Annotated in this window: 25 protein-coding genes and 1 pseudogene; 17 read left to right on the top strand and 9 right to left on the bottom strand. The window is 69.6% G+C overall.

Features of this window, described 5'->3' with window-relative positions; genetic code table 11:
* Positions 1-243 precede the first annotated feature (243 nt).
* The 3 genes from DEJ50_RS32760 to DEJ50_RS32745 all read left to right on the top strand — a co-directional run bounded on the left by DEJ50_RS32760 (position 244) and on the right by DEJ50_RS32745 (position 3,528).
* Positions 244-1,281, top strand: a complete 1,038-nt coding sequence (locus DEJ50_RS32760; RefSeq protein ID WP_190344832.1) for a helix-turn-helix domain-containing protein — start codon at positions 244-246, stop codon at positions 1,279-1,281.
* A 235-nt stretch (positions 1,282-1,516) separates the two neighbouring features.
* Positions 1,517-2,707, top strand: coding sequence for an IS110 family transposase (locus DEJ50_RS32750; protein ID WP_150208530.1), 1,191 nt, complete (start codon positions 1,517-1,519; stop codon positions 2,705-2,707).
* A 53-nt stretch (positions 2,708-2,760) separates the two neighbouring features.
* Positions 2,761-3,528, top strand: coding sequence for a transposase (locus DEJ50_RS32745; RefSeq protein WP_150211653.1), 768 nt, complete (start codon positions 2,761-2,763; stop codon positions 3,526-3,528).
* A gap of 310 nt (positions 3,529-3,838) precedes the next feature.
* On the opposite strand, the gene DEJ50_RS32740 is transcribed toward DEJ50_RS32745, so the two are convergent.
* Positions 3,839-4,132, bottom strand: coding sequence for a hypothetical protein (locus DEJ50_RS32740; protein WP_150211652.1), 294 nt, complete (start codon positions 4,130-4,132; stop codon positions 3,839-3,841).
* Between the two features lie 123 nt (positions 4,133-4,255).
* Between DEJ50_RS32740 and DEJ50_RS32735 the strand changes: the two genes are divergently transcribed.
* The 5 genes from DEJ50_RS32735 to DEJ50_RS32720 all read left to right on the top strand — a co-directional run bounded on the left by DEJ50_RS32735 (position 4,256) and on the right by DEJ50_RS32720 (position 10,783).
* Positions 4,256-5,245, top strand: a complete 990-nt coding sequence (locus DEJ50_RS32735; protein ID WP_150211651.1) for a helix-turn-helix transcriptional regulator — start codon at positions 4,256-4,258, stop codon at positions 5,243-5,245.
* 273 nt (positions 5,246-5,518) lie between these two features.
* Entirely contained in the window at positions 5,519-5,680 is a 162-nt protein-coding gene (locus DEJ50_RS34190) for a hypothetical protein (RefSeq protein WP_190344830.1), read from the top strand.
* Between the two features lie 270 nt (positions 5,681-5,950).
* The gene (locus DEJ50_RS32730) at positions 5,951-7,270 is read left to right on the top strand and encodes an FG-GAP-like repeat-containing protein (protein ID WP_223838024.1); all 1,320 of its coding nucleotides are present in this window, start codon (positions 5,951-5,953) and stop codon (positions 7,268-7,270) included.
* Positions 7,271-7,529: 259 nt separating this feature from the next.
* Complete coding sequence (locus tag DEJ50_RS32725; RefSeq protein WP_150211650.1) at positions 7,530-8,672, top strand: transglycosylase family protein; 1,143 nt, start codon at positions 7,530-7,532, stop codon at positions 8,670-8,672.
* A complete protein-coding gene (locus tag DEJ50_RS32720; RefSeq protein ID WP_150211649.1) occupies positions 8,672-10,783 on the top strand; it encodes an FG-GAP repeat domain-containing protein in 2,112 nt (703 codons plus the stop codon). The genes DEJ50_RS32725 and DEJ50_RS32720 overlap by 1 nt, the downstream gene beginning before the upstream one ends.
* Before the next feature lie 74 nt (positions 10,784-10,857).
* Here the strand turns inward: DEJ50_RS32720 and DEJ50_RS32715 are convergent, their stop codons facing one another.
* The 5 genes from DEJ50_RS32715 to DEJ50_RS32695 all read right to left on the bottom strand — a co-directional run bounded on the left by DEJ50_RS32715 (position 10,858) and on the right by DEJ50_RS32695 (position 16,411).
* A complete protein-coding gene (locus DEJ50_RS32715) occupies positions 10,858-11,721 on the bottom strand; it encodes a helix-turn-helix transcriptional regulator (RefSeq protein ID WP_150211648.1) in 864 nt (287 codons plus the stop codon).
* 126 nt (positions 11,722-11,847) lie between these two features.
* Positions 11,848-12,609, bottom strand: coding sequence for an SDR family oxidoreductase (locus DEJ50_RS32710; RefSeq protein ID WP_150211647.1), 762 nt, complete (start codon positions 12,607-12,609; stop codon positions 11,848-11,850).
* Between the two features lie 250 nt (positions 12,610-12,859).
* A complete protein-coding gene (locus DEJ50_RS32705) occupies positions 12,860-13,615 on the bottom strand; it encodes a hypothetical protein (RefSeq protein WP_223838023.1) in 756 nt (251 codons plus the stop codon).
* Positions 13,608-15,215 (bottom strand): VWA domain-containing protein, encoded by a 1,608-nt coding sequence (locus DEJ50_RS32700; protein WP_150211646.1) that lies wholly within the window; start codon positions 15,213-15,215, stop codon positions 13,608-13,610. Before DEJ50_RS32700 ends, DEJ50_RS32705 begins: the two co-directional genes overlap by 8 nt.
* The gene (locus DEJ50_RS32695; protein ID WP_223838022.1) at positions 15,212-16,411 is read right to left on the bottom strand and encodes a hypothetical protein; all 1,200 of its coding nucleotides are present in this window, start codon (positions 16,409-16,411) and stop codon (positions 15,212-15,214) included. Before DEJ50_RS32695 ends, DEJ50_RS32700 begins: the two co-directional genes overlap by 4 nt.
* 471 nt (positions 16,412-16,882) lie before the next feature.
* Here DEJ50_RS32695 and DEJ50_RS32690 point away from each other — a divergent pair, with 471 nt between their 5' ends.
* Positions 16,883-17,764: a S1 RNA-binding domain-containing protein gene (locus DEJ50_RS32690; RefSeq protein WP_223838021.1), complete on the top strand. Its 882-nt coding sequence runs from the start codon at positions 16,883-16,885 to the stop codon at positions 17,762-17,764.
* A gap of 68 nt (positions 17,765-17,832) precedes the next feature.
* Complete coding sequence (locus tag DEJ50_RS32685) at positions 17,833-18,087, top strand: hypothetical protein (RefSeq protein WP_150211645.1); 255 nt, start codon at positions 17,833-17,835, stop codon at positions 18,085-18,087.
* 44 nt (positions 18,088-18,131) lie between these two features.
* Here the strand turns inward: DEJ50_RS32685 and DEJ50_RS32680 are convergent.
* Positions 18,132-18,526 (bottom strand): annotated as a pseudogene (locus tag DEJ50_RS32680) (IS5/IS1182 family transposase); the annotation flags it as partial.
* 208 nt (positions 18,527-18,734) lie between these two features.
* Here DEJ50_RS32680 and DEJ50_RS32670 point away from each other — a divergent pair.
* The 7 genes from DEJ50_RS32670 to DEJ50_RS32635 all read left to right on the top strand — a co-directional run bounded on the left by DEJ50_RS32670 (position 18,735) and on the right by DEJ50_RS32635 (position 23,557).
* Positions 18,735-19,043, top strand: a complete 309-nt coding sequence (locus DEJ50_RS32670) for a hypothetical protein (RefSeq protein WP_150211644.1) — start codon at positions 18,735-18,737, stop codon at positions 19,041-19,043.
* A 638-nt stretch (positions 19,044-19,681) separates the two neighbouring features.
* On the top strand, positions 19,682-20,287 hold the full coding sequence (locus DEJ50_RS32665; protein ID WP_190344828.1) for an ankyrin repeat domain-containing protein: 606 nt from the start codon (positions 19,682-19,684) through the stop codon (positions 20,285-20,287).
* Between the two features lie 190 nt (positions 20,288-20,477).
* Entirely contained in the window at positions 20,478-20,969 is a 492-nt protein-coding gene (locus DEJ50_RS32660) for a 2'-5' RNA ligase family protein (RefSeq protein ID WP_223838020.1), read from the top strand.
* 379 nt (positions 20,970-21,348) lie between these two features.
* Positions 21,349-22,083 (top strand): formylglycine-generating enzyme family protein, encoded by a 735-nt coding sequence (locus DEJ50_RS32655; protein ID WP_150211641.1) that lies wholly within the window; start codon positions 21,349-21,351, stop codon positions 22,081-22,083.
* A 212-nt stretch (positions 22,084-22,295) separates the two neighbouring features.
* Positions 22,296-22,646: a hypothetical protein gene (locus DEJ50_RS32650; protein ID WP_150211640.1), complete on the top strand. Its 351-nt coding sequence runs from the start codon at positions 22,296-22,298 to the stop codon at positions 22,644-22,646.
* A gap of 292 nt (positions 22,647-22,938) precedes the next feature.
* Positions 22,939-23,334: a hypothetical protein gene (locus DEJ50_RS32640; protein WP_150211638.1), complete on the top strand. Its 396-nt coding sequence runs from the start codon at positions 22,939-22,941 to the stop codon at positions 23,332-23,334.
* Positions 23,335-23,371: 37 nt separating this feature from the next.
* Positions 23,372-23,557: a hypothetical protein gene (locus tag DEJ50_RS32635; protein WP_150211637.1), complete on the top strand. Its 186-nt coding sequence runs from the start codon at positions 23,372-23,374 to the stop codon at positions 23,555-23,557.
* Positions 23,558-23,587: 30 nt separating this feature from the next.
* Here DEJ50_RS32635 and DEJ50_RS35660 read toward each other — a convergent pair whose 3' ends face one another.
* On the bottom strand, positions 23,588-23,728 hold the full coding sequence (locus tag DEJ50_RS35660) for a hypothetical protein (protein ID WP_190344826.1): 141 nt from the start codon (positions 23,726-23,728) through the stop codon (positions 23,588-23,590).
* 100 nt (positions 23,729-23,828) lie between these two features.
* The gene (locus tag DEJ50_RS32630; protein WP_150211636.1) at positions 23,829-24,170 is read right to left on the bottom strand and encodes a HopJ type III effector protein; all 342 of its coding nucleotides are present in this window, start codon (positions 24,168-24,170) and stop codon (positions 23,829-23,831) included.
* Positions 24,171-24,582: the final 412 nt, after the last annotated feature.

The raw sequence follows: 24,582 nt of genomic DNA, 5'->3' as shown, positions 1-24,582 counted from the left end.
GTGGGACCTGGAGAAACGTGCAGCTGCCCGGCTGAAAGCCGTCCGGGCAGAAGAAGAGGGAGGACAGGCGAGGTCGAAGCCTCAGGCGCCCAGGTCACCTCATGACAGCCGCCACGGACTGGTGTCGGGCTGGTCGGGCATGGGTTCTCGGGTCATGTACGGATGCGGCCCGAGCCCGCCGCCGCGTCACCGGCCCACAGCCGCGATGAGCAGGTGATTGGCGTGCCCCTATGCTCAGCTCCCGTGATTTCGCATGCCCATGAGGGTACGACCGCCTCCGCCTTCACCCGTGTGAACGTCGCCGCCGCCCGGCGCCTCGGCCTGTCCCCGGACGGCTACGTCCATCTGCTGGGTCTGGCTCCCGAGCACCTGGACGGTGACGGCTATCGCACGCCCTCGGCCACCAACATCCGGATCTGGGAGTCGGCGACCGTCCACGCCCCCTGGACGGAGGTGGCACAGCTCGTCACCGAGGAATCCGTTCTGGGCGCCCTGGGTGTCTGGGACTACCTGATCACCTCGGCGCCGACTCCCCTCGACGGGCTTCGGGACGCCGCCGCCTACCTCGCCGCGCTCGGGGACGCCGGCACCGAGACCTTGCGGATCACCGAGGACGGCGCAGACATCACGATCAGCCACTTCAACGAGGCCGACCTGACCTACGATGCGGCGCGCGCGATCCGCGCCTACATGCTCGGTCTGCTCCAGCGCCGGCTCGGGGACGCGATGCGCAGCCGCTTGGTGCCCGTCCGCGTCGCCCTCGCCGCTCAGGCGCCGCGCCGCCACGACGCCCTGACCGAGCTGTACGGCACCGAGGCCATCGACTTCGAGGTCCCGGTCAGCTCCATCACCTTCCGTGCCGCCGAGCTCAAGGCACCGAACCCGCACGCGCAGCCGGGCCTGTCGGCCGTGCTGCGAAGACACGCCGAGCAGTCCCTCGCCGCCGCGATACCCCTGCACGGCTGGCTGGACCATTTCCGCAGTGTCCTGGCCGCCGGCCACGCCGAGGGCAGCACGCAGACGCTGGCCTCGGTGGCCCGGCGCATGGCCCTCAGCTCCCGGACGCTCCAGCGGCGCCTGGACGAGCACGGCACCACATGGAGCGGTGAGGTCGAGAACCTGCGGCGTGCCAGCGTCACCAGGCTCCTGCAGAACACCGATCTCAGCGTCGAGGCGGTGGCTGCGCTCAGCGGCTACGCCGACGCCCGCGTCCTGCGCCGCGCGGTCCGGCGCTGGTACGGGCAGACCCCGGGCAGCCTGCGCCGGGCGGTGGTTCCGTAAGGGCTGTCCTACCTTTCAGGCGTGGGTCTGCTCCGGTCACTCGTAGGATCGGAGGGCCCGGGGGCTCCGGGTATGGCTGTAAAGGCTGAGCCGCTGGATGGCTTACGGGACTTGGCCGCCCGGAGCCCCGCGACGACTCGACCGCTGATTGGGAGACGCGACTCGATCGCTGCTGTAGGACAACGTCGGCGAGGTCGTCTGCGGGATCAGTTGGAGACGACTGCCGGAGGGGAACTTGCCTGAGATTTGGGCCGGTGTGGACATCGGCAAGACTCATCACCACGCCGTGGTGATCAACGCAGCGGGCGGCCGGCTGCTGTCTCGCCGGATCCAGAACGACGAATCTGAGCTGCTGGCGCTGATAGGCGATGTGCTGGCGATATCCGAAGACGTGTTGTGGGCCGTCGACCTCAACCATGGCGGCGCTGCCCTTCTGATCGGCTTGCTTACCGCCCATGATCAGCCGGTCGCCTATTTGACCGGCCTGGCAGTCCACCGGGCCTCCGCCACCTACCGGGGTGAGGCGAAGACCGACGCAAAGGACGCCTTTGTCATCGCCGACCAGGCCCGCATCCGCCGGGACCTGGGCCTGCTCAGACCCGGAGACGAGATCGCCGTCGATCTGCGCACCCTGACTACCCGGCGCTTGGACGTAGTCTTCGACCGCACCCGGCAGATCAACCGTCTCCGGGCCCAGCTGCTGGAGCTCTTCCCTGCTTTGGAGCGGTCGCTGGACTTGACCAACAAGGGTCCGGTGACGCTTCTGACGGGCTACCAGACTCCGGCTGCCATCCGCCGCGCCGGCGCGAAGCGGATCGAGACCTGGCTGAAGAACCGCAAGGTCAAAGGCGCCGCCTCACTCGCGCAAACCGTCGTAGAAGCCGCCCAGGCCCAAAGCACCGCCCTGCCCGGCGAGAAGCTGGCCGCGGCCATGGTGGTCCGCCTCGCGAAGGGGGTGATGGCTCTCGACGAGGAGATCGCGGAGCTAGACGCACTCATCGAGGCTAGGTTTCACGAGCATCCGCACGCCGAGGTGATCCGCAGTCTCCCTGGCATGGGGCCCAGGCTCGGCGCCGAGTTCATCGCTGCAACGGGCGGTGACATGGACGCCTTCGGGAATGCCGACCGCCTGGCCGGCTTCGCCGGCCTGGCCCCTCAGCCCCGAGACTCCGGCCGCGTCAGCGGCAACCTGCGCAGACCTCGCCGCTACCATCGCGGCCTGCTTCGGACCATGTACTTGTCGGCGATGGCCAGCCTCAAGTCCTGCCCGGCCTCGAAGGCGTACTACCGGCGGAAACGAAGCGAAGGGAAAGGCCACAAGCAAGCTCTCCTCTCCCTCGCACGCCGACGTATCAACGTCTTGTGGGCAATGATTCGTGACAGAGAGTGCTACAGGCCTTCACTTCCGGTAGTGGGAACGGCTTGACATCAGCATTGGGAAGTCCCGTAACTGCTGGCCACAGGTGAGATGATCTTGTTGTGGCTGGTGTGATCACGGCGTCGGAGCCGTCTTGGATAGCCCCGTTCACCGGGCTGAGCCCGCGCTGTTTCGGGAAGCTGGTGACTGTGCTGCGGCGGGAGGGTGCGGATGCGGTCCGTAAGGGCCGGCCGTGGAGTCTTCCGCTGGAGGACCGGGCACTGCTGGTCGCGGCGTACTGGCGTACGAACCTGACGATGCGACAGCTCGCCCCGCTGTTCGGGGTGTCGAAGTCGGCGGCGGACCGGATCATCGACCACCTTGGGCCGATGCTCGCGCTCCAGCCCCGCAAGCGGTTCGCCAAGGACACCGTGCTGATCGTGGACGGCACCCTGGTGCCGACCCGCGACCACACCATCGCCGCACAGTCGAAAAACTACAGGTACTCCACCAACCACCAGGTCGTCATCGACGCCGACACCCGCCTGGTCGTCGTGGTCGGCCGGCCACTCGCCGGGAACCGCAACGACTGCAAGGCCTGGGGGGAATCCGGCGCCAAAGCCGCCGTCGGCCGGACCATGACGATCGCCGACGGCGGCTACCCGGGCACCGGACTCGTCATGCCCCACCGACGCCGCAAAGGCGAAGACCTGCCCGAGTGGAAGCAGGCGGACAACAAGTCCCACAAGCAGGTCCGCGCCCGCGTCGAGCACGTCTTCGCCCGGATGAAGACCTGGAAGATCCTCCGCGACTGCCGCCTCAAAGGCGACGGCGTCCATCACGCCATGCTCGGCATCGCACGCATGCACAACCTCACCCTCGCCGGATAGACGAACGGACCGCACAGCGAACGGCCACGTCCAGGCCGACCCAAAGATCATTTACGGGACAACCCTTAGGCACCCGGGGCGGTGGAACGCCGGGGACGGTGGCGCGAGGAGTCCGGCGGCTGACGCCTGCGGTCCTCTTCAACCGCCCGCCGGGGGCGTAGCTTGGCGTCGGCCGGGGTGTGAAAGAGGAGGCGGCAGCCGTGCTGGTGCGTCGCTTGGGCCTTGTGCCTGCCGGCCGGCCCGTCGGGGCAGGGGCGGCGTGGGTGGAAGGTTCAGCCGCACGCGGTCTCGGCGGGATTCGTCCGGTGGTTTATGCCCGGTCCGGTCCTGCCGGTCCGACCGCGGTCAGGCGCCACCCGTGCAGTGCGGGCGCTTGGTTGACGGCGCGCTCGCACAGGGACCGTACCCGCAGCAGCGCCTGCCGGCCGTCGGCGGCAAGGCAGAACACCACCCCGCGGGCCCCCGCCCTGCTCGGGTGCACCCGGATGTGCTCGATTCCGCCGCCCGGCCGGGAGGCGGACCACAGGACGTCCAGCAGGGTCTGCTCCGGCAGCGCCTGCCCTGAGGCCGGCGGCCGGCTGAGGGTGAACTCGACGAGGTGCACCCTCCGACTATGGGGCCCGCAGGCACCCGAACCCGCCCGGAACGCCAGGCACATCCGTGCCCTGGCGCAAATGTGCCGCCGACGGGGCACCACGTGAAGGCCCGAAGACAGGAAGGAAGGTTCATGGTCTGGGAGGTCCTGGGACTCGATCGCGAGGCCGAGTCCGTCTACCGGCTGATGCTGGACAACCCGGGCTGGGGGCTGCCGCGCCTGGCCGCCGAACTCGGCACCGAACCGGCCTCCGTGGCAGCCGTCCTCGACCGGCTCGCCGACCTCGCCCTGCTGCGCCCCTCCCTGGCCGACCCCGGCGTGCTGCGCCCCATCCCGCCGGACCTGGCGCTGGACGCGGCGTTCGCCCGCCGGCAGGCCGACCTTGCCCGCCGCCAGCAGGAGATCGAGGAACAGCGCGCCGCCGTCGCCGGCATGTTCGCCGACTACTCCTCGCTGCGTATCGGCCGGCAGTCCGGCGGCGTTGAACGGGTGGTCGGCCTCGATGCGATCCGCAGCAGACTCGAGGAACTGGCCTTCCGGGCCCGTCGCGAGAGTCTCGCGTTCGCACCGGGCGGGGCCCAGACCGAGGAGAACCGCGCCGCCGGCCTCCCGCTGGCCGAGGCGGTGCTCGCACGGGGTGTCCGGCTCAAGACCGTGTACCTCGACAGCGTGGCCAACGACCCGGGCAGCCGTGACCACGCCGCCCACTTGGCCTCGCTGGGCGCCGAGACGCGCACCGTGCCCTCGCTGCCCCTGCGGATGCAGATCGTCGACCGGGAGACGGTGGTGGCCCCGCTGGACCCGCAGGACTCCTCCCAGGGCGCCGTCATCATCCGTGAACCCGGTGCGGTGGCGGGCCTGGTCGCCCTCTTCGACCAGGTGTGGGCCACGGCCCGGCCGCTGGGAGCACCGGCCATAACGGCTCCGGAAGAGGTGGTGGACGCCCAGGAAGCCGCTCTGCTCAAGCTGCTGGCGGAAGGGCTGACAGACGAGGCGGCGGCCCGAAGGCTCGGAGTGTCGCTACGCACCGAGCGGCGGATGATCACCGAGCTGTCGAACCGTCTCTCGGCAGGCAGCCGCTTCCAGTTGGGGCAGCGGGCGGCTGAACTCGGCATCCTCTGACGGGGGACCGACTGGTGCCGCCTGGGACGTGTACTGAGCCCCCCTTCCCTTCCTCGCCTCTCTCCCCCGGGGTGTGCAGCGCCGCCTGAGAACGTATCCGGGGCCGTCCCCGGCCCCAGATGCGGTACGTACGCCTCGGGGGATGCCTGGCACGAATGTGCCGGGCATTCTTTGTGCCACCCCGAACCCCTGGCCAGCGGTTTTTCCAGGCGGCAGGATCCATCTCACCGGACGGCCGCAGCCGCCGGAAAAGGCGATTACCTGGGGTGGGACATGAGTTTTCTGAAGAACGTCTGCGCTGCGTCCGTCATCGTGCTGGCGGCAGCCGGTGCCTTCGGCGCCGGTCTCGGGGCCGCCTCCGACGCCGCGGGCGCCGCGGCGGCGGCCCCGGGCGCGCAGAGCGCTGCCGTACAGAATGACTTCGGCTGGCAGTGACCCGCGAAGGCCCCAGGTGACAGGCGGATTCGGCAGCCACTCTCCACCACCGCACCCCGGCCCCGGCCCCATGGCCCCGGCCACGGCCCCGGCGCTCTTGGGCCGGCCGTGCCCCGCGCAAGCCGGGCCCGTGGAACCCGCCGCGAGCACCGCAGTAGTGCCTCCTCGCCGCCGTTGACGCCTCCGCGCACCCGCTGCCCTGCCCCTGTCGGGGCGGCGCGGGGCACGGCGGAAATTCAATTCCTCTCGATATTCGAAATGGGTACCCCCATGTCTCTTCTGCTCCGCAAGAAATTCGTTTCCCTGGCCCTGGCCGCTGCTGCGGCTGCCCCGATCCTCGGCGCAACTCCGGCGGGCGCGGATTCGGCGTCGGTGGCCGCCATCGCGAACGGACAGGTCGGCCACTCGTGCAGCGACTACTACGGCTGCCGCCACCCCACCGCCTGGTGCGCCGACTTCGCCCGCTGGGTGTGGGGGCAGGCCGGCGCGGACCACACCGGGGACCTCGACGCCCGCGCCGTCAGCTTCTACGAGTACGGCAGCAAGCACGGCACGTTCCACTCCGTGCCGCAGGTCGGGGACGCCGTCATCTACGACACCGACGGCAGCGCCACCGACGGCCGGGTGAACCACGTCAACCTGGTGGTCAAGGTCTCCGCGGACGGCTCCAAGATCCAGACAGTCGGCGGCAACGAGAGCCGCGGCGTCCGCTGGCGGGACTGGTTCGACTGGCGGACCAACGCCAACCCCGTCGGGGCCGGCCGCGTACTCAAGTTCATCGGCCCCAAGGGCCTCTCCGACACCACCGCTCCCGGCACCGACCCCGCCCCCGTCTCCGCGGTCGGCGACCTCACGGGCGACGGCAAGCCCGACCTCCTCGCCCGCGCCGCATCCGGCAACGGCAACCTGTTCCTCTACCCCGGGGCGGGCAACGGCCACTTCGGCACCCGCATCGACCACGGCGGTTGGGCCGGGATGGAACGCGTCTCGGGCGTCGGCGACGTCACCGGCGACGGCAAGGCCGACGTGGCCGCGATCGAGAAGACCAGCGGCAAGCTGTGGATCTACCCCGGCCAGACCGCCAGCCAGCTGGGCAGCCGCATCGACAACGGCGGCGGCTGGGGCGACATCCGCATCACCGGCAGCGAGGACCTCAACGGCGACGGCCGAGGCGACCTGCTGGCCGTCGAGGAGGCCACCGGCAAGCTCTGGGTGTACCCGGGCCAGTCCAACGGGCACTTCGGCACCCGCTTCCAGGCCGGCACCAACTGGGACTCGATGAACCCCGTCGGCTCGGTCGGCGACCTCACCGGTGACGGCAGGAACGACGTCGCCGCCGTCGAGGAGGCCAGCGGCAAGCTCTTCGTCTACCCGGGCCTGGGCAACGGCCAGCTCGGGGCACGCATCGAGGCGGGCACCGGCTGGAACGAGATGTCCAGCATCTCCGGCGCGGGCGACTACACCGGCGACGGCAAGGACGACGTCGTCGCGCGGGACACCACCGGCAAGCTCTGGGTCTACCCCGGCCAGGACGACGGGCAGCTGGGCGCGCGCATCGACAACGGCTCCGGCTGGAACTTCACCGGCTGACCTGCCGTCAGGAAATCCCGCCGCAGGCGACGCGGGCCTGCGGCGGCCCCCGGGCCTGCGGCGGGCGTACCGCAGCCGGGCCGGCCACGGGTACCTTCCCGGGCCGGCCCGGCTGCCCGCACCGTTACTTGGTTGCCCGCACCGTCCCGGCTGCCCGCGCCGTCCCGTGCCGGCCCGGTTGCCCGCGCCGCACAGCCATCGCCCCGGACCGGCCCGTACGGGACCGGCCACCATCCCACCCACCACAACGGAGTACCCGATGACCGAGCGACGCACGCTCGCCACCACTTTGGCCGCCGCCGCGGTGGCCGCCCTGCTCTCCCCCGCCCTGTCGGCAGCCCCGGCCCACGCCGCCTCCGTCGCCACCTGGGACAAGGTCGCCCAGTGCGAAAGCGGCGGCAACTGGAGCATCAACACGGGCACCCACTACGGCGGCCTCCAGTTCTCCGCCTCGACCTGGCGCGCCTTCGGCGGCGAGGCCTACGCCCCGTACGCCCACCAGGCCACCAAGACCGAGCAGATACTCATCGCCGAAAAGGTCCTGGCGGGCCAGGGAGAAGGCGCATGGCCCCGCTGCGGTCCGGCCGCGGGCCTCGGCGCCGACGACGCAGACCCCTTCCCCGCCCCCCTGCCGGAGGCGGCCCCCGTCTCCGCGGTCGGCGACCTCACAGGCGACGGAAAGCCGGACGTGCTGGCCCGCGCCGGCACGGGCAGCGGCAGCCTCTACGTGTACCCCGGCCTGGGCAACGGACGGTTCGGTACCCGCATCGACAACGGCAGCTGGGCCGGCATCGCGCAGGTCTCCGGCACCGGCGACGTGACCGGTGACGGGCACGCCGACGTCCTGGCCGTGGAGAAGGCCAGCGGCAAGCTGTACGTCTACCCCGGGCGGTCCGACGGCCGGCTCGGGCACCGCGTGGACAACGGCGGGGGCTGGAACGGCATGCGCATCGCCGGCACGCCGGACCTCGACGGCGACGGCAGAGGAGACCTGGTCGCGGTGGAGTCCGCGACCGGCCGTCTTCTGCTCTACCCCGGCGCGAACGACGGGCACTTCGGCGCCCGGCTCACGATCGGCACCAACTGGGACTCGATGAGCCTGGTGGCCGGAGCCGGCGACCTGACCGGCGACGGCAACAACGACGTGGTGGCGGTGGAGAAGGCCACGGGGAAGCTGTTCGTCTATCCGGGCACCGGCAACGGCGGGCTCGGCAGCCGCATCGAGTCCGGCACCAACTGGGACAGCATAAACAGCGTCTCAGGGGCCGGTGACTACACGGGCGACGGCATCCACGACCTGATAGCCCGCCAGAGCGACGGACGTCTCTTCGTCTACCCGGGCACCGGCTCCGGCAAGCTCGGCACACGCATCGACAACGGCTCCGGATGGAACTTCAGCTGATGAACGGTCTCCGTATCCGTGCCAGGTCCACGGGCCTGCTCCTCGCTGCGGCGCTGGCGGGCGCCGCCCAGTACCTCCCCGGCATCACCACCGCCCATGCCGCCATCCCTCCTTCCGTCCCCGCCGCCGTACCCGCCGTTCCCTACGCCACCGCGGCGGTCTCCGCCGCGACCGCGAGCGTGCCCGACGGCGCCACGGTCGCCCCTGCCCTCACCCCGCAGAACCCTTCCGGCTACCGCCTCCGCTACGACCCGGCCGCCCTCGCCGCGACCACGGCACTCGAAGCGGCCAACCCCGACCGGCTCACCTCCGTATCCCTCGGCACCGTCCTGGACACTGCCGACCACACCGGCCGGCCGGCCACCTGCCCGGCCCCCGCCAAACTCGCCAACGACGGCGTGTACAACTCCGGCGCCACGGGCTTCTGCTGGGACGAGACCGACACCGCCACCAGCACCTGGGTCCCCCAGGGCATCACCGCCAACACCACGGCCTACGCCCCCGTGGACAACCGCCGCGTCATTGCCGCCAGCTGGTACAAGTCCGGCAACACCCAGATCCGCGTCACCTTCGCCGACACCACCGACCCGGCAGCCGTCCGCTACGTCCATGTCCTCCTCGTCGTCCCCGCCGATGGCACGTTCACCGCGCTCACCGGACACGGCGACGACCTCGTCTGGTACAAAAACCGGCTCCTCGTCGGCTTCGGCCAGGGCTTCCACGTCTTCGACCTGAACCACCTCTGGAAAGTCGACGCCACCGGTTCCGGCATGGGCAGGAACGCCACCGGCACTTTCTCCGCCGAGAAATTCGGCTACGTCCTCCCCGCCATCGGCACCTTCTCCTACCAGAACCCGGCCGGCTGCGGCACCTACCTGCCCACCCCCTCGCCCAACCCCTGCAACGCCGGCGCCTCCCTCGACCTCAGCGGACCCACGCCCGCGATCACCACCACCGAGGTCACCTCCCGCGCCGACCAGGGCTTCGTCGGGACCGGCGGAATGATCGTCCGGTGGCCCCTCGACCCCGCCACCGGCATCCTGCGCACCGACGCCGACGGCAGCGTCCGCGCCACGGCCGCCTGGTCCTCCCCCATCGTCGGCGCCCAGGGCGTCGCCACACACGGCGGCACGACCCTGATCTCGGCGCCCTGCCCCGAGTACGTCGAATGGACGCCGGGCGGCCCCGCCGTCGAACCCGTCAACAGCTGCGTCTACCGCGCCCTGCCCGGCCAGCCCGTCCAGCTCTGGAAACGCGCTTCGGTACACCTGCAGAACCTCGCCTACGACCCCCAGCGCGACGCCCTGTGGTACATCAACGAAAACCAGCCCCACCGCGTGGTCTACCAAACCCCCTGGCCCCGCTTCAGCAGCCCGTACCCCACGATCACCGCAGCCGGCGACCTCACCGGCGACACCAGGCCCGACCTCCTCGCCGTCGACACGGGCGGAAAGCTGTGGCTCCACGCAGGCGCCGGCACGAACCCCCGCGACCTGGGCGGGGGCTGGGACACGTACACCCGCCTCGCCGGACCCGGCGACTTGACCGGCGACGGTAAATCCGACCTCCTCGCCGTCGACACGGGCGGCCAGCTCTGGCGCTACCCCGGCACCGGCACCGGCGGGTTCGGACCGCGCATCGCCATGGGCGGCGGCTGGGACACGTACACCCACCTCGCCGGACCGGGCGACCTGACCGGCGACGGCAAACCCGACCTCCTCGCCGTCGACACCGGCGGCCAGCTCTGGCGCTACCCCGGCACCGGCACCGGCGGCTTCGGACCACGCACCGCCATGGGCGGCGGCTGGAACACCTACACCCACCTCCTCGCCACAGGCGACCTGACCGGCGACGCGAAGCCCGACCTCCTCGCCGTCGACACCACCGGGAAGATCTGGCGCTACCCGGGCACAGGAGACGGCGGCTTCGGACCACGCGCCACCCTGGGCGGCGGCTGGAACGCCTTCGACACCCTCGCGGGCACAGGAGACCTGACCGGCGACGGCAAACCCGACCTCCTCACCCGCGAACGCACCGGCGACGGCATGCTCTGGCTCTACCCCGGCAACGGCACCGGCGCCTTCGGCAACCGCACGGCGTGGACGTTCTGAAGCCCTTCACGGCCGGCGGCGTCCGCACACGCCGCCGGCACGAGCGCACCATCTCCCTCGTGTGCTCCGGCTCATCAGTCGGCCGGCTGATGAGCGGCGGCGGCTGTGGGGGCGGTCCACGCGAGCAGCATGCGGAGGGCGTCGTGGGAGGAGGTGTCCGGCTGGGCCGCATACGTGATCAGAGCCTGGCCGGGGTCGTCGGCAGCGCGCAGCGTCTCGTAGATGAGTTCCAGCTCGCCGACCACCGGGTGGCGGAACCTCTTGGTGCCCGAGGTCTTGTCCTGGACCGGGTGCTCTGCCCACAAACGGCGGAAGTCGCTGCTCTTCGCCGAAAGCTCCCCGATCAGATGTGCCAGCCGTGGGTCGCCGGGGTGACTCCGTCCTGCCTCCAGGCGGAGGTAGGCCACGTTCTCGCGGGCGCAGGATGACCAGTCTGCGTACAACTCCCGGGACGCCGGATCGAGGAACGTGATCCGTGCAATGTTGCGCTCTGCCGGCTCCAAATCGCCGTAGTTGCCCAAGAGCGCGCACGCTGCCGGATTCCAGGCCAGGATGTCCATGCGCCGGCCCATCACCATGGCCGGCACGTCCTTCAGCTCGTCCAGCAGCCGTTGCAGCATGGGCCGCACACTCTGTCGGCGTGCCGGACCGGCGGTGCGCTGCGGCCGGGCCAGGTGGTACAGGTGCCGTCTCTCGTCCTCGTTCAGCCGCAGTGCGCGGGCAAGGGCATCGAGCACCGTGTCCGAGCAATTGGACACCCGCCCCTGCTCGATGCGCGTGTAGTAGTCGACGCTGACCCCGGCAAGCTGGGCGATCTCCTCGCGGCGCAGCCCCGCAACACGGCGCACGCCGCCGAAATCCGGCAGGGCCACGTCCTGCGGGTGCAGACGGGCACGGCGGGTGCGCAGGAAACCACTCAGGCTGGTCGCGGTACTCATATGACGATTGTGGCTGACCGTGGTGGTGTGGTGCCTGGCCCTGCCGGTACCAGGCACCACACCACCGGCCAGCGCCCCCACACACAGCGGCTTCGCCGCCTGCCGCGAGGCACGTAAGCCGAAATCTCAGGCCTGACGGGTCGGCAGGACGACCGACTGACGCAGGTTGACGTGCCGAGGACGGCTGACGGTGTAGGCAACGAGATCGGCGACGTCCTCGGCAGAGAGAGCCGGGATCACGGTGAACATCCCGTCGAGCTGCTCACGCAGTTCCCGGTTGTCGATGTGCCCGCTGAGTTCGGTGTCGGTCAGGCCCGGCTCGATCGTGCTGACCCGGACATCGCGCGGGCCCAGCTCGGTACGCAGAGCAGCCGACAGCTGGGTGAGAGCGGCCTTGGTCGCCCCGTACACGGCGTAATCGGGAAAGAGGACGTGGGAGGCGATGGAGGAGACGTTGACCAGGTCGGCGGTGCGGCCGTCGCCGGCGGCCTCGACGAGGTCGGGGGTGAAGGCCCGGATGACGCGCAGGGCGCCGGTGAAGTTGGTGTCGATCATGCGCGTCCATTCATCGAGCCGGCCCTCGGTGAGAGGGTTGGGCAGCATGACGCCGGCGTTGTTGACCACCAGATCGACCTGGCCGTAGGCATCGTGGACGGCCTTGGCCGCAGCGTCGACGGAGGCCTGATCAGTGACGTCGGCGGTGACGGCGAGTGCCTGGCCTCCGGAAGCGGTGACCTCGGCGGCCAGCCCCTCCAGCCGGTCGGCACGCCGGGCAAGCAGTGCAACACGGGCTCCGCCCGCAGCGAGCAGCCGGGCAGTGGCCGCTCCCATACCGCTGGCCGCTCCAGTCACGACAGCAGTGCGGGCAGCAAGAGCGGGGTAACTCACAAGGGGCTCCTAGGTTCTGCTGCGCGAGCCGGTACCGTCGACCGGCCCGCGCCCCGGCAGGGCCGGTGCGGTAGGCGGATACAGACCACTGTGCGCCCGACCGGAAATCCCAACCAGAACCTGCCGTTCCCGGGAAGGCCAGTACCACCCTGGGACCGACAACATGAACTGTCACCGCGAACGAACCGACCCCGCCCGCCAGACCACCGACAGCAACATCACCATCCCGCGAACGGCCCAGGCCGTCGGCCTACCGGAAGACGGCCATCGCCTCGACCTCCAGGACCCCGTCGTCCGGGTTCCATTCCTGCACTTTGCCCAGACAGCGGGCCGAGAAGGTGCCCCGGGGAACCAGGTTGCGCAGGCCCTCCGTGGCGCAGGTGATCCGGACCCGGGGCCCCTGGGCCGGGTCGGCCGGATCCCCGTACGGAGCGAGGAACACGGTGGAGACGGCGCCCTCCTCTCGGTCGCCGGTCGCACGGAACCGGCCCCGGATCAGGACGAAGCCGTCGACGTCGCGCAGCCGTACGGGGCCCGGCGCGCCGGAGGCCGTCCGCAGCAGGGCGGGGCCGCGGGTGACGGTCTGGCTCGGGAGGTCGACGTGCACGATGACGCGCTTCTCCTCCAGCACCTTCATGATCAGGCCGATCACCGAGATCGGCTCCGCGACCTCCATGTAGCGGCTGACGATCTCGGTGTTCTCCTTCCGGCCTCCGTCGGCGCCGACGCCGAAGACCTTCGCGCGGACGGTCCCGTCCTTGCTGTCGCTGGTGCGCTGTTCGACCTCCTTGCGCAGGGCGGCCGTGTAGCCGCGCATCTGGTAGTGGTCCATGACCGTCTTGTCGTGCAGGTAGAAACAGATGCCGTCCGTCAGGTCCCGGGCGGCTGCCCGCCGGGCGCGGACCAGCCACAGCACCGCCATCGCCAGGAGCGCCACGAGGCCCGCCCCGGTGGCCAGCCACAGCAGCATCCAGGGCCACCACACGGCCCACCACGCTTCACTCACGACAGCCACGGATCTCCTTGAAGGCGTTGGGAAGGGACTGTCCGGTGGCGTCGGCCATGTGCCCGCCGGTGGCCCGGGCGGCCCGGTCGAGCTCCCGCGGATCGGACTCGCCGTACCGGACGGTGTACGTGCGGACCGCGCGGGCGGCCTCCGGCAGGGCCGCGTACCGGGCGAGGAACGTGTCCAGACTGATCCCGGCGTTGTTCTCGCCGTCCGTCATGAGCACGATGGACACGCGCTGTCCGGGATCCCGGGCCACCGCGTCGGCCGCGATCCGGTAGCCGTGGTCGAGGGCCGACCACACGGCGGTGCCCGCGTCGAAGGTGTCGTCGGCGAGCGTGCCGCGCAGCCGCTCCAGATCGGGCGCCCCCGTGTACGTGACGCTCCGCTCGTCCAGGACGCGGCCTCCGAAGCGCACCACCGTGAGGGTCTCGCCCTGGTGGAACCGGGTGAACTTGCCGGAGCGCGAGCCGTCCGCGCCGCCGAGCCCGTCCATCGTGGCGCGCAGGTTCGCGATGCGGTCGCCGCGCATGGACGTGGAGAAGTCGAGCAGGAAGATCACCCGCACCGGGCGGCCGGCGCGGGCGTCGGCGTAGTCGGCCAGCAGCCGGTCGACGACCGCCTGACGGTCCGGGAAGTACAGCGCGTTGCCGAGCGGGGCGCGCAGGCCGGGTACGCGGGCGAGGCCGGGGTCGACGGGGCGGCGCAGCGTGCGCTCCATGATCTTGCGCTGGACCGGCTCGCTCCGCAGCCAGGCCGTCAGACGGTCGTACGCGGCCCGCTTGGCCGGATCCAGCAGCATGAGCGGATAGTCGGACAGCACAATGCCGTCCTTGGGGTACACGATCTCCAGCGGAGTGCGCAGGGTGCCCGCGCGGCCGAGGGCCAGCAGCTCGGATTCGTACGTGATCAGCCCGTCGAGTCCGTCCTCGCCGCGTGCGTACGCGTCGACGAGGCGGCCGGAGGAGTCCTCGGTCAGCGCGTGCCCGGCGAAGAAGCCGCGCAGCCGGTCGCAGGAGACGTCCTCGGGGCGCAGGGCGCCGCCGGTCCCCGCAGCCGCCGTCGCGACGCCGATGAGCGCGGCGAGGCCGCTGTTGGCGCGGCGGGGGTCGGCCATGGCGTACTTCAGCGTGCCGGCCGCCGCGGCGTCCGCGAGGTCGGCCCACGACAGCTGCCCGTCGGGGGTCGCCCCGCGTAGCCGCTTCGCCACCTCGGGCTTCAGGCCGACGGCGACGGGCGAGCTCATGGTGCTCGTCGCCGGCGGGACGTCCGCCCGGCGTCCGCCCGCCTTCCACAGGAGCTGGAAGGGGCGGGAGGAGGAGAGCCAGGCGAGGTCGTGCCGGTACTGGCCGGTGGCGAGGGAGGTGGTGGCCTCGATGGTGCCCTGGTACTCCATCGTCAGCGTGATGCCGGTCTCGCGGCGCAGATCGCCGAGCAGGGGTTGCATGTCGGCGAGTTCGGAGGCGGCGAGCACCCGCAGGGTGACCGGTTCGCCGCGGGCCCCGGTGCAGCCGCCGAGTGTGGCCAGCACGCTCAGGCATGCCAGGGCGAGCGCGGCCAGCCTACGGCGGCGCCGGCGCGGCGTGCCGGGGGGCCTCATGGCGCCCCATCGGGAAGCGGGGCGGGCGGGCAGTCGCCGATGATGGAGATCATCCGCTCCAGGTAGCGGATCCGGGGCATGGGCGAGCGGGTGTTGTCACCCTCGAGGGCCGGCACCGGGACATTCCGCTCGGTCAGGAACTTCGACAGGTGGTCGCCGGCGACCTCGCCGGCCGGATTCAGGATCCTGAAGCCCAGCTCCGTGGCGCGCCGGCGCAGATCCGGGTCGTCGGCCATGAGCTGGCGCAGCCGCTCGCCCTTGTCGTTGAGGGCGATGAACTGGGGCTGTGTGACGAACTGGCTGGAGGGGTAGAGCAGCACCCGCTCCTCGTCGAGCCGGCCGGATTCGGCTCGGTGACGGACCTGATGGGTGAGGTACTGGTGCTCGTACGCCACGACCACCGGGGCGATGCCCTTGCCCTCCGGGGAGACGTACGTCCTGAACACGTCGGCGGCCGGCAGGCCCTGCTCCATGAGGTGCTTGACGGACAGCGCGCGGCTGCTCGCGTCTTCGTCCGTGCTGGGTACGTCGGGGCCGTTGCCGCGCCGAGTGAAGGAGACCAGTGCCAGATAGGTCCCGGCCGAGTTGGAGCCGCACACGTCGGGGCTCTGGGCGACGATCCGGTTGGCGTTGGCGATCCCGTGGCGCTGGATGCCGAGGTCGTTCCAGCGCTTCGCCCCGTCGATGACGCCGAGGAACTTGCCCATGTCCAGCGAATAGTAGAGCGGCCGGTTCTCGCCCCCCGAGGGCAGCGGGGTGGCTATGCCGGCGTCGCGCAGCGTCTCGGCGTACTCCCGGTACGTCGCGAGCACGATGGGGCTCACGAACGGGCGGTGCACCTTGGCGTACTGGTCGGAGGTCCCGCGCATGCCGGTGATCAGATCGCCGGCCGGCTGGCCCGAGGGGAAGACGAAGTCGAAGGTGTCGAGGTCGCGCAGGGCGACCTCGCGCGAGCCCGAGGTGGTGATGTGGACCTGGATGCCGTGCCTCATCAGGATCCGCCGGACCTCCTCGTCCTCGAAGAAGTCGCGTTTGGAGGCCATCTTCCCCTTGAGGACGGTGACGCGTTCGAAGGGCAGCAGCAGATTGCCGGACACGGCCAGCGTGGTGAGCCCCGTCAGGACGGTGGCCAGTGCGGGCAGGAAGAACAGCAACAGTACCCGCCGCGACCACGAGCCGGACGACCGGCTCCGCACGGTCAGCCGAGGCTCCTCGACGAACGGCCTCTCCCCCGAGGCTCTCTGCACGACAGTCACCCATGCCCCCCAGCACGCTTCCGTCCCGCCCGGACGGCAGCATCCATCGCCGAGTTGACCATTGGCGCATGCTCCGGCCAATTGCAAGTGAACAACTGGCCTTGATACGTGAGGGGTTGAGGAGGACACGCCGACGCGAGGGCTGGGAAGCTTGCCGTGGTCCAGGGCCGGAATGGCCGATACTACGGATGCTCGGTTGCAGCCGGCAGGTTGTGCCACGCGTGTCCGACACGATGCGGGTTCCGGGCGAAGCCGGTTTCCGCACCCGAGACAGTGCGGTGCGGGCGGTCACCTGTGCCGGGACACGTGAGGTGGCAGCTGTACATGGCTCCTGTCGCTGCGAGCGACGGCCTACGGACGGCCGAATGACAGTCGGCACCAGTGCGGCCGGCGCCGACTAGGCTCGCCTCCATGTCCGAGCCAACCCCTGACCCTCGTATGCAGTTCTTGATCAACCAGCTCCTGCCAGGGGCCGTGAGAACGGTGAAGGTCATCGGGTTCGACGGAGCGGACCTCCTGGTGGAGCTTGTGGATGCCGGAGGAGGGGAGACCGAGATCGGTCGGATTCCTGGGCACGAAGCTTCGATGCGTCGGATGGAACATCCATCCGCGCTGTTTGAGATCGGCCAGGAGATCAAAGCCGAAGAGATCGGGCGTTGGCGCGAAGGTCAGCTCCACCTCTCCGCCCGAGCGTGCGAGATTCCCGCCTTGCGGGCCTATCTCCTCGCGTTTGAACGAGGGCAGGTCGTCGCTGGGACGGTCTCCGAGGTTCACAACTTCGGGGTCTTCGTTCATGTCGATGGCGAACCGGAGGGCCTGTGCACCGGCTTCATCCGGGTGCCGGACCTGACGTGGGACTGGATCAGCCATCCCTCCGAGGCAGTCGAAGCCGGCCAGCGGATCACCGCTGAGGTAATCATTGCCGAGACACGCACCGGACAGGTCACGCTCTCGTTGAAGGCTCTGCAGGAAGATCCACTCATTCGATTTGCGGATCAGGCCGGAGTGGTCTTCACCAGGCCGATCATCAAGATCGTTCCATTTGGTGTGTTCGTGCGGCTTACTCCGAACGTTGTGGGATTCCTTCATCTCTCAGAACTGACTGACGAGCCGGTCAAGACCCCGGATCAGTTGGTCAGTGAAGGCGAGCTGATCACGGTGAAGGTCGCCGAGGTCGATCTCCAGCGTCACAGGGTGAGGCTGGGCGCCGCCGGCCAAGAGGACCGAACCCAAGGCCTGTCCCGCAACGGACTTGGAGGGACGGGGCTGCTTGAGCCCGGCGGGCCGGTGTAGGCGGATACTGTGGAGCAGCGCATCGGAGTGGCGGCCTTGGGGGACGAGTGGGACGCAGCAGGCTGCCTGTGGAGAACGCCGGCAAGGGCGATCTCTGTCTCTTCATCGAGCCGTACGGTGAGGACTTCTGTCTGAAGCCCGGGGAGGTCTTCACGGTCGCGCCTGAAGCCGAGGGGATCGATGTCTGGTTCTCCACCCTTGTCTGGGAGGGAGGCATCACGGTGTGGCCTTATGAGGACGGCGACCCGACCAAGATTGTCCTGGAGTGCACGGTGACTGACGCCAACGGAATCCGGTTGGAGTGCGGTCACCAGAGGCCCTGAAGGCTGCCGGCTCTGGCGTAGCCGAGGTGGATTGACCCTCTCGGTCACTGGGTCAGGGCACGATTTGGATTCTGCAGTTGGGCGATGCCCAGCATGCGTGGTGGGCGCACATCCCTCTGAGACGGCAGTCACGGAGGACCTTCCACGTCTTCATACGGGCGAACCCGTCGTGCTCTTCCTTCCAGGGCGTGAGTTCGGCCGGCCCGCGCTCGCGGCAGCGGGGGATCACGAGGCCGGTCCCCGGATAGCCGCCATCGGCCATCGTGCCTGCGCCACCGTCGGCGGCGGCGGCCTTAGCGCCGGACTCCTCGCAGGCCTTGCAGTCCTTGCGGTTTCCGGATACCGGCCGGCCGACAACTACGACCCGGGGGGTGTCCGCGTCGATGACCACCTGGTGGTTGGTGGAGCAGCGGTCGTTCCTGGATCGCTGGGCGAGGGACGGAGTGGTCCCACCCGGCGCGAGGTCGGAGACTGGCACGCTCAAGCCCTGCGGCACCCGTTCAACCGCATGCTCGGACAACTCCATCACTGTCTCCGGAGCCGGGTGGTCATCGACGTGTCCATCGCGTTTCCTCCTCCCGCCGCAGCCGGCTGATCGCTGAGGACTCGGCTCATGACAGGCTGTCGTCCTGAGCACGGGGGGAGCCATGACAGAGGTCGGTGGATGGATCTGGGAGCGCAACCTGCGGTCGTTTCTGGAGTTGCTGTCGCACTACGTGGGCTACGGCTTTGATGCCACCGACTGGGAGACGGTGGCACTGGCGATCGAGGCAACTGACGACGAGCGGGCCGACGGCTGGTACTCGTATCCCTTGGTCGGCGAGCATCGCCAGGTCGAGATTCGGCTTGCCCGCGCGGTCGGCGGGGATGAGATCAGGCTGGTCGTGAAGGGGGCTCTGACGCCCGAACTGGAAGTCCGCGCGGATACCTTGCTGGCAGCCTTCGCAGCTGGCTGACCAAGGTCAACTTGACCCGTTAGCCGCGTGGGGTGTCTTTGCAGAGCGGCGGTGTTCGGCATCTCCGAGGCCGGCACCACGGTCAACACCGAGCGCCTGAGCACTTGTTGGTGTTGGTGGTGCGAGCCTGCCGCACGGTGACTTCTCCAATGTCACGAGTTGTCCAAGCTCCCAGATGAGCGCCCATCCTGGAAGGACTACCGGCGGCGCAGAGATCCTGGTCCGCAACGAGTGGACCAGTCGCCAGCCGGTGACAGTCGCTCTCCCCTGGCCCGCACGACGACAAGCCTGCCACCTTCGAAAGCGATTCGATCACCGGCAGTTAGGAAGAGCGGACTCGTCAGCTCGAAGGCGAATCCGTCGTCTGTCTCGAGGTCCTTCGCCAGTACCAACCGCGAGGGTGGCGTGACTCCGTCAGCTACGAGGCGCATGCCGAAATGGTCCCACGCAGCCTGAGGTCACCTCGCCCCCATTCAGCAGCTGGGGTCCTGTCGAGGGGACTGTCCGGGGCGCGGGCTGTCCGGTCGCCGTAGTGTGCGTACCGGTCGCTGCCGATGGCCCGGGCAGTGCCGGCTCCGATTGACATCGAGGCTGAATCGTTTTGTCAACGAAGTGGGAACGCCGGAGATGATCCGGGTATGGACATAACAGATCAGCTGACGCGGGCTGCGGAGAACGGTGATGCGGCTGCTGTGGCGTCGCTGCTGAGCGCGGGAGCCGAGGTGGATGCCCGCAACAGTGCCCGGCGTACTGCGCTGGAACTCGCGGTGAGCGCGGGGCAAGCCGAGATCGTCCGCCTGCTCCTTGCCGCGGGGGCGGATCCGTGTCGGCCGGCCGGGGATTACGAAGAGCTGACGCCGCTGCTCCTGGCGGCAATGCTTCCCCATGCCGAGGTGGTCAAGGCTCTGCTCGCCGCTGGGGCCTCTCTCGGTGCCCAGGGCCTGGTGGAGTACGTGCCGCTGGCGGTGGCGGCGACCAGCGGAAAGCAGGGTTACCCGCACATCGTGGTCCTGTTCCTGGAACACGGCGCGGACATCAACGCCGTGATGAGGGGCAGGACAGCTCTCGAGCTGGCGATTGGCGGCGGAAAGGTGCAGATGGCGCGCTGGCTGCTCCGACGCGGCGCGAAACCCACGGAGTATGCCTTGAGCCTGGCATGCCACCGGGCACGGCAGTCGCCAGAGGCCGCGGGCAGGTACGCGGCCGTGATCAACGCCCTCCATGCTGCAAGGCTTGTGGAGTGACTGACTCCTGCCGCCCGGTATCGATATCGAGGGAGATGACCGCAACCGCCGGCCTCTGAACAACCAGCCGGCTGCACCCGGACGACACCCGATACCCCAGACCCCGGACCCCAGCACACCGAACCCGCTCCCAGTGGCCTGGGATGATGGTGGAGTGCCAGAGCCAGGAACCACTGCTGTCGTCATCCTCTTGCCCGCTGCCGCCCCGCTCCTCGAGGCAGCGCGGCGTACCGACCCGGCTCTGGTGCGTCGGAGGCTGCCGGCGCACGTCTCACTCCTCTACCCGTTCGTGCCGGAATCGGCGCTGACAGTTCAGGACGAAGAGGCCGTGGGTTCCCTGGCGGCGGGTTTTCCGGCTGCCGATCTGCTTCTGGAGGAGGTCGTGACGGCGCCGGGCTTCGTCGCCGTCACCCTTCCGGGACTTCAACCGATCGTCGACACCTTCCGCGCGCGATGGCCCGGGTTGCAGCCGTACAGGGGCCGCTTCGGCGCGCGTCCCACCGCCCATGTCACGGTCGCTCTGGGCGCAGACAACCCGACGATCACCGCCCGTGTACGCGCTGCGGTCGGCAACCTGCTGCCACTACGCACTCGTGCGACCGCGGTCCAGCTGGCGGTACTGACGGAGAAGGGCTGGCGGCCACGGCTCACCGCGCCACTCGGCGGCCCGAACGGACAGTGAACACCACAGGTCAAACCACCACCCAGAGTTGCGGCCTCGCACGAAGTCCGCACCGCGCGTTGCGTAGTTGTGGCCCTTGAGCGGGGCGAAATCACGGGTTCTTCGAGTGCGGAGGGGCCGGGCAGGCTCCGGCCCCGCCGGGCGTGCCGGACGTGTGGGCTGGTCAGGTCCGGCGTGTGTTCGGCGAAGGTTGCCGCCCGGCATCACGAGATCAGTGACAGATCCCGTGAGCGTGCACCGCCCGCCGTGCTGGACGACAGCCGGTTCGTGGGCTGATGGCCTGGTTCCAAGGTCGCTGTCGAGATGGGTCCATCGACCGATGCGCGCTCCGGCCTTCGAGGTGATCATGAAGGGTGTCGGTTCGAGCCGAGGAGGAGCCATGCAGGTGCAGCAGGTGAACTGGGTCGAGGTACCTGCCGGGTTGCTGCGTCGGGGTACGCCGGTCGACGAGGTGGCCGCAGTGGCCAGCCGCTATGCGGGCACCGGGGTGCCAGTGGAGTGGTACATGAAGGAAGCCCCGCGTACGGAGATCGATGTCCCTGCGTTCCGGATCGCCCGTACACCGGTGACGGCCGGCCAGTGGGCCCTCTTCGCAGCGGCCACCGGCCGCCCGGCCCCACAGGGGCCAACGGACCACCCGGTCATCGGGGTCGCCTGGGCGGCGGCAACGGCCTACTGCCGATGGCTCGGGGAACGGCTCGGTCTCGGTGTGCGGCTGCCCACGGAGGACGAGTGGGAGCGCGCCGCGCGGGGCGACGACGGCCGGGAGTTTCCGTGGGGTGAGGAGTACCGCACCGGCCTGGCCAATCTGGTGGACCTCGGTATCGGCACCACGACGCCAGTCGGTTCGTTCCCCGAGGGCGCCAGTCCTTTCGGGGTGCTGGACATGGCAGGTAATGCCGACGAGTGGACCTCTACCCCCTACGCTCCCTACCCGGGCGCGCCCGCCGAGGTGCCGGGCACCGAGGACTGGGCCTTCGACCGGCACATCACCCGGGGTGGTTCGTTCCGCCACGACCGGGACCTGGCTCGGTGCGCCCGTCGGCACGGCGCCTATGAGCCGGATCTTGCAGCGATCGGCGTGGGCTTCCGGCTGGCAGCACCGGCCGTTTAGAGCCGGGCACCGTATCGGCATCCTCTCAAGGCTGTGCGCTGATGGCTGTATCGATCGGTGCACATCCTGCAGTGCGTGGACAGGCACAGGAATTCGCCGCGGCGAATCGCACGCCCTTGAAGAGGGTGCCGCCTGGGACCGGCCTCGGTGTCATGCATCATCCCGAGGGGGCCGCCGGGCAGATGCGCAGAAGGGTCCGCGACACTACGGGGATGCCCCTGACCGGAGATGCCTTCACCCAGTACAGCCGGACCGAGCCCACGCAGGACAGCACGGCCAGCGGCCGGTGGATCGCCTGCGACGAGTCCGGCTACGGCGGCGAGCAGTTGCTCAACAACGGCCGCTACCTCGTATACGCCTCGGTGGCCATCGATGACGTCGAGGCTGCGCCCATCATGCAGGAGCTGCGTCGGGCGGCCCGGATCCAGAGTCCTGAGCTGAAGTTCAAGTCCTTCCAGAACAACGCCGCCGCCGGGACATGTTGCGCCGGTTGTGGGAGCCCGGGGGCGCGCTCGATGGTCGCTGCTCCGCCTATGTGGTCGACAAGGAATACGCCTCCGTAGCCAAGATCGTGGACCTGCTGCTCGAAGAACAGGCGTACGCCGAGGGAACCGACCTGTACGACCAGGGCGAAGCACGCCGCCTGGCCCGCCTCCTGGCCCTCCAGGGACGGCGCGCGCTCAAGCCCGAAGGCTTCCGGCGCCTGCTGGACGCGTTCATCGCCTTCGCCGCGCAGCGCGCCGTGGGCAATGAGGTTTCGACCACCGCTGCGTTCTATGCCGCCTGCGCAGCACCCGCCCACACGGCGACGTCCTTCACGCCGACGCGGGCCCCCTGCCCATTCTGGAAATGCTGGTGCCCTGCGTCGCAGAAGTGGCCCGCCGCTGGGCCCGCCATCTCAAGGGTCCGGTCAGCATCCTCACCGACGACCAAAAGCCCCTGACCGACGAGCGGCTCGGCGTTCTCGCCGACGCCTTGCGCGTCACCCAGGGCGCCACCCCGTCCTCCCGCATCAAGGGCATCGCCCTCCCCCACCTGCTGCGCGGCAGCTCCGAGCAACACCCGTCCATTCAGCTCGCCGACCTCTTCGCCGGCGCCACCGCCTCGATCGCCGCACGCCACGCCGGCACCAGCAGCCCAGCAGCCGACGACCTGCTGCAGGTCGTCCTGCCGCTCGTGGAGAACGAATCACTTCTCCCCTACGACAGTGCCGAGACGCTCGCGCAGGCCGGCGTGGGAGGGGCTGGGTGAGTCAGGAAAGCGGCTGGTGGCCCCCTGGTGGCCCCTGGTGGCCGACGTCGGCGAGAATCCCCCGGTCGATCGAGTCGGTAGGGAGATCGATCAGCCGGGCATCACGCGCTGGGGTGATGCCCGGCTGATCGAGCAGCTGGTCCGGGTCTCGCCGCAGAACAGCAGGCCGCTGGCAGGACCGCCATCATTACCGACGATGGCCATCGCGGCACGGGGCTGGTGATTCCGTACCGCCGCCGGACGAGGGGCAGGCTCACACATAGTCGGACAGACAGTGCTCGCCGAGCAGCTCGCCCCCCGCCCCGCCCGCGTTGAGCACGTCATCGCGCGCATGAAGACGTGGAAGATCCTGCGCGGCTGCCGCCTGAGAGGCGACGGCAACGGCGTGCACCATACGATGTCCGGCCTTCCCTATAGGCGAGCGCCGACACGAGGCGGCGGCTTCAGGACGGGGTGATGCTCGCGGCCTTTGATGCTCCCCGGGACTTCGTTGTTCAGCTCTTGCGGGTCAACGGTTGCCCGGCGAAGCTCACCCCTGCCAGGCCATGGGCCATGAGGTTGCGAATGTTTCCGTGATCAGTGTCGTTCGGCGTCGCCAGCACACTGCGATAGTGCTCACCGAATGCCAGTAGCGCCTCTTCATCGCTCAGCCCTTCCAGCAGGGCCAGTCCCAGCGTCTTGCAAGAGCCCTCGTTCTCACCGGCGGCATTCTCCAGTTCCCCGTTACGGAACGCCTGCGGCTGATACGCGTAATGCGCGGCGACGAAGGCCAAGGTGTCGGCGAACTCGTGCTCGCCCGACGCAAGGCTTGCCCGCAGCGAGTTCAGATCAGTCATGTTGGTTCCCCTGGGTTGAACAGACGTTCCGAGTGCCGTCCGCGTCCGGACGACAATACCCCGTTGTGGCCAGCGGGCAGGAATCGCCCGACACATCCGTACGAGCGGTTTGACCTGGTCTTTTCCGCCTCGATGGCAATCCTCTCCTGGGAGATGAGGACGTTCTCGCCCAGGTGCATCCCGGCAGGCCCCAGCCCATCGGCGCCGACTGGGAAGAAGATCACGACTCGATTCGGGCCCGGTACTGATACCGGTAAGGTTCGCTCCGGTTCGAGGGCGGCTCGGTGGTATAGGGCTGTCCTTCGTCCGCGGAACCACCGGATCGTCCTCCCAGCCGTTCGTCGATGCTGTCCATCGCGCCGAAGTAGGCCGATGCGAGCGTCGTCGTGGGGTGGTAGCCGGTGTAGGCGAA

The sequence above is a fragment of the Streptomyces venezuelae genome (genome assembly GCF_008642295.1).
Taxonomy (GTDB): Bacteria; Actinomycetota; Actinomycetes; order Streptomycetales; family Streptomycetaceae; genus Streptomyces; species Streptomyces venezuelae_C.
Note: the sequence above shows the minus strand (reverse complement) of the source record. Positions and strands in the feature narration are given on the sequence as shown.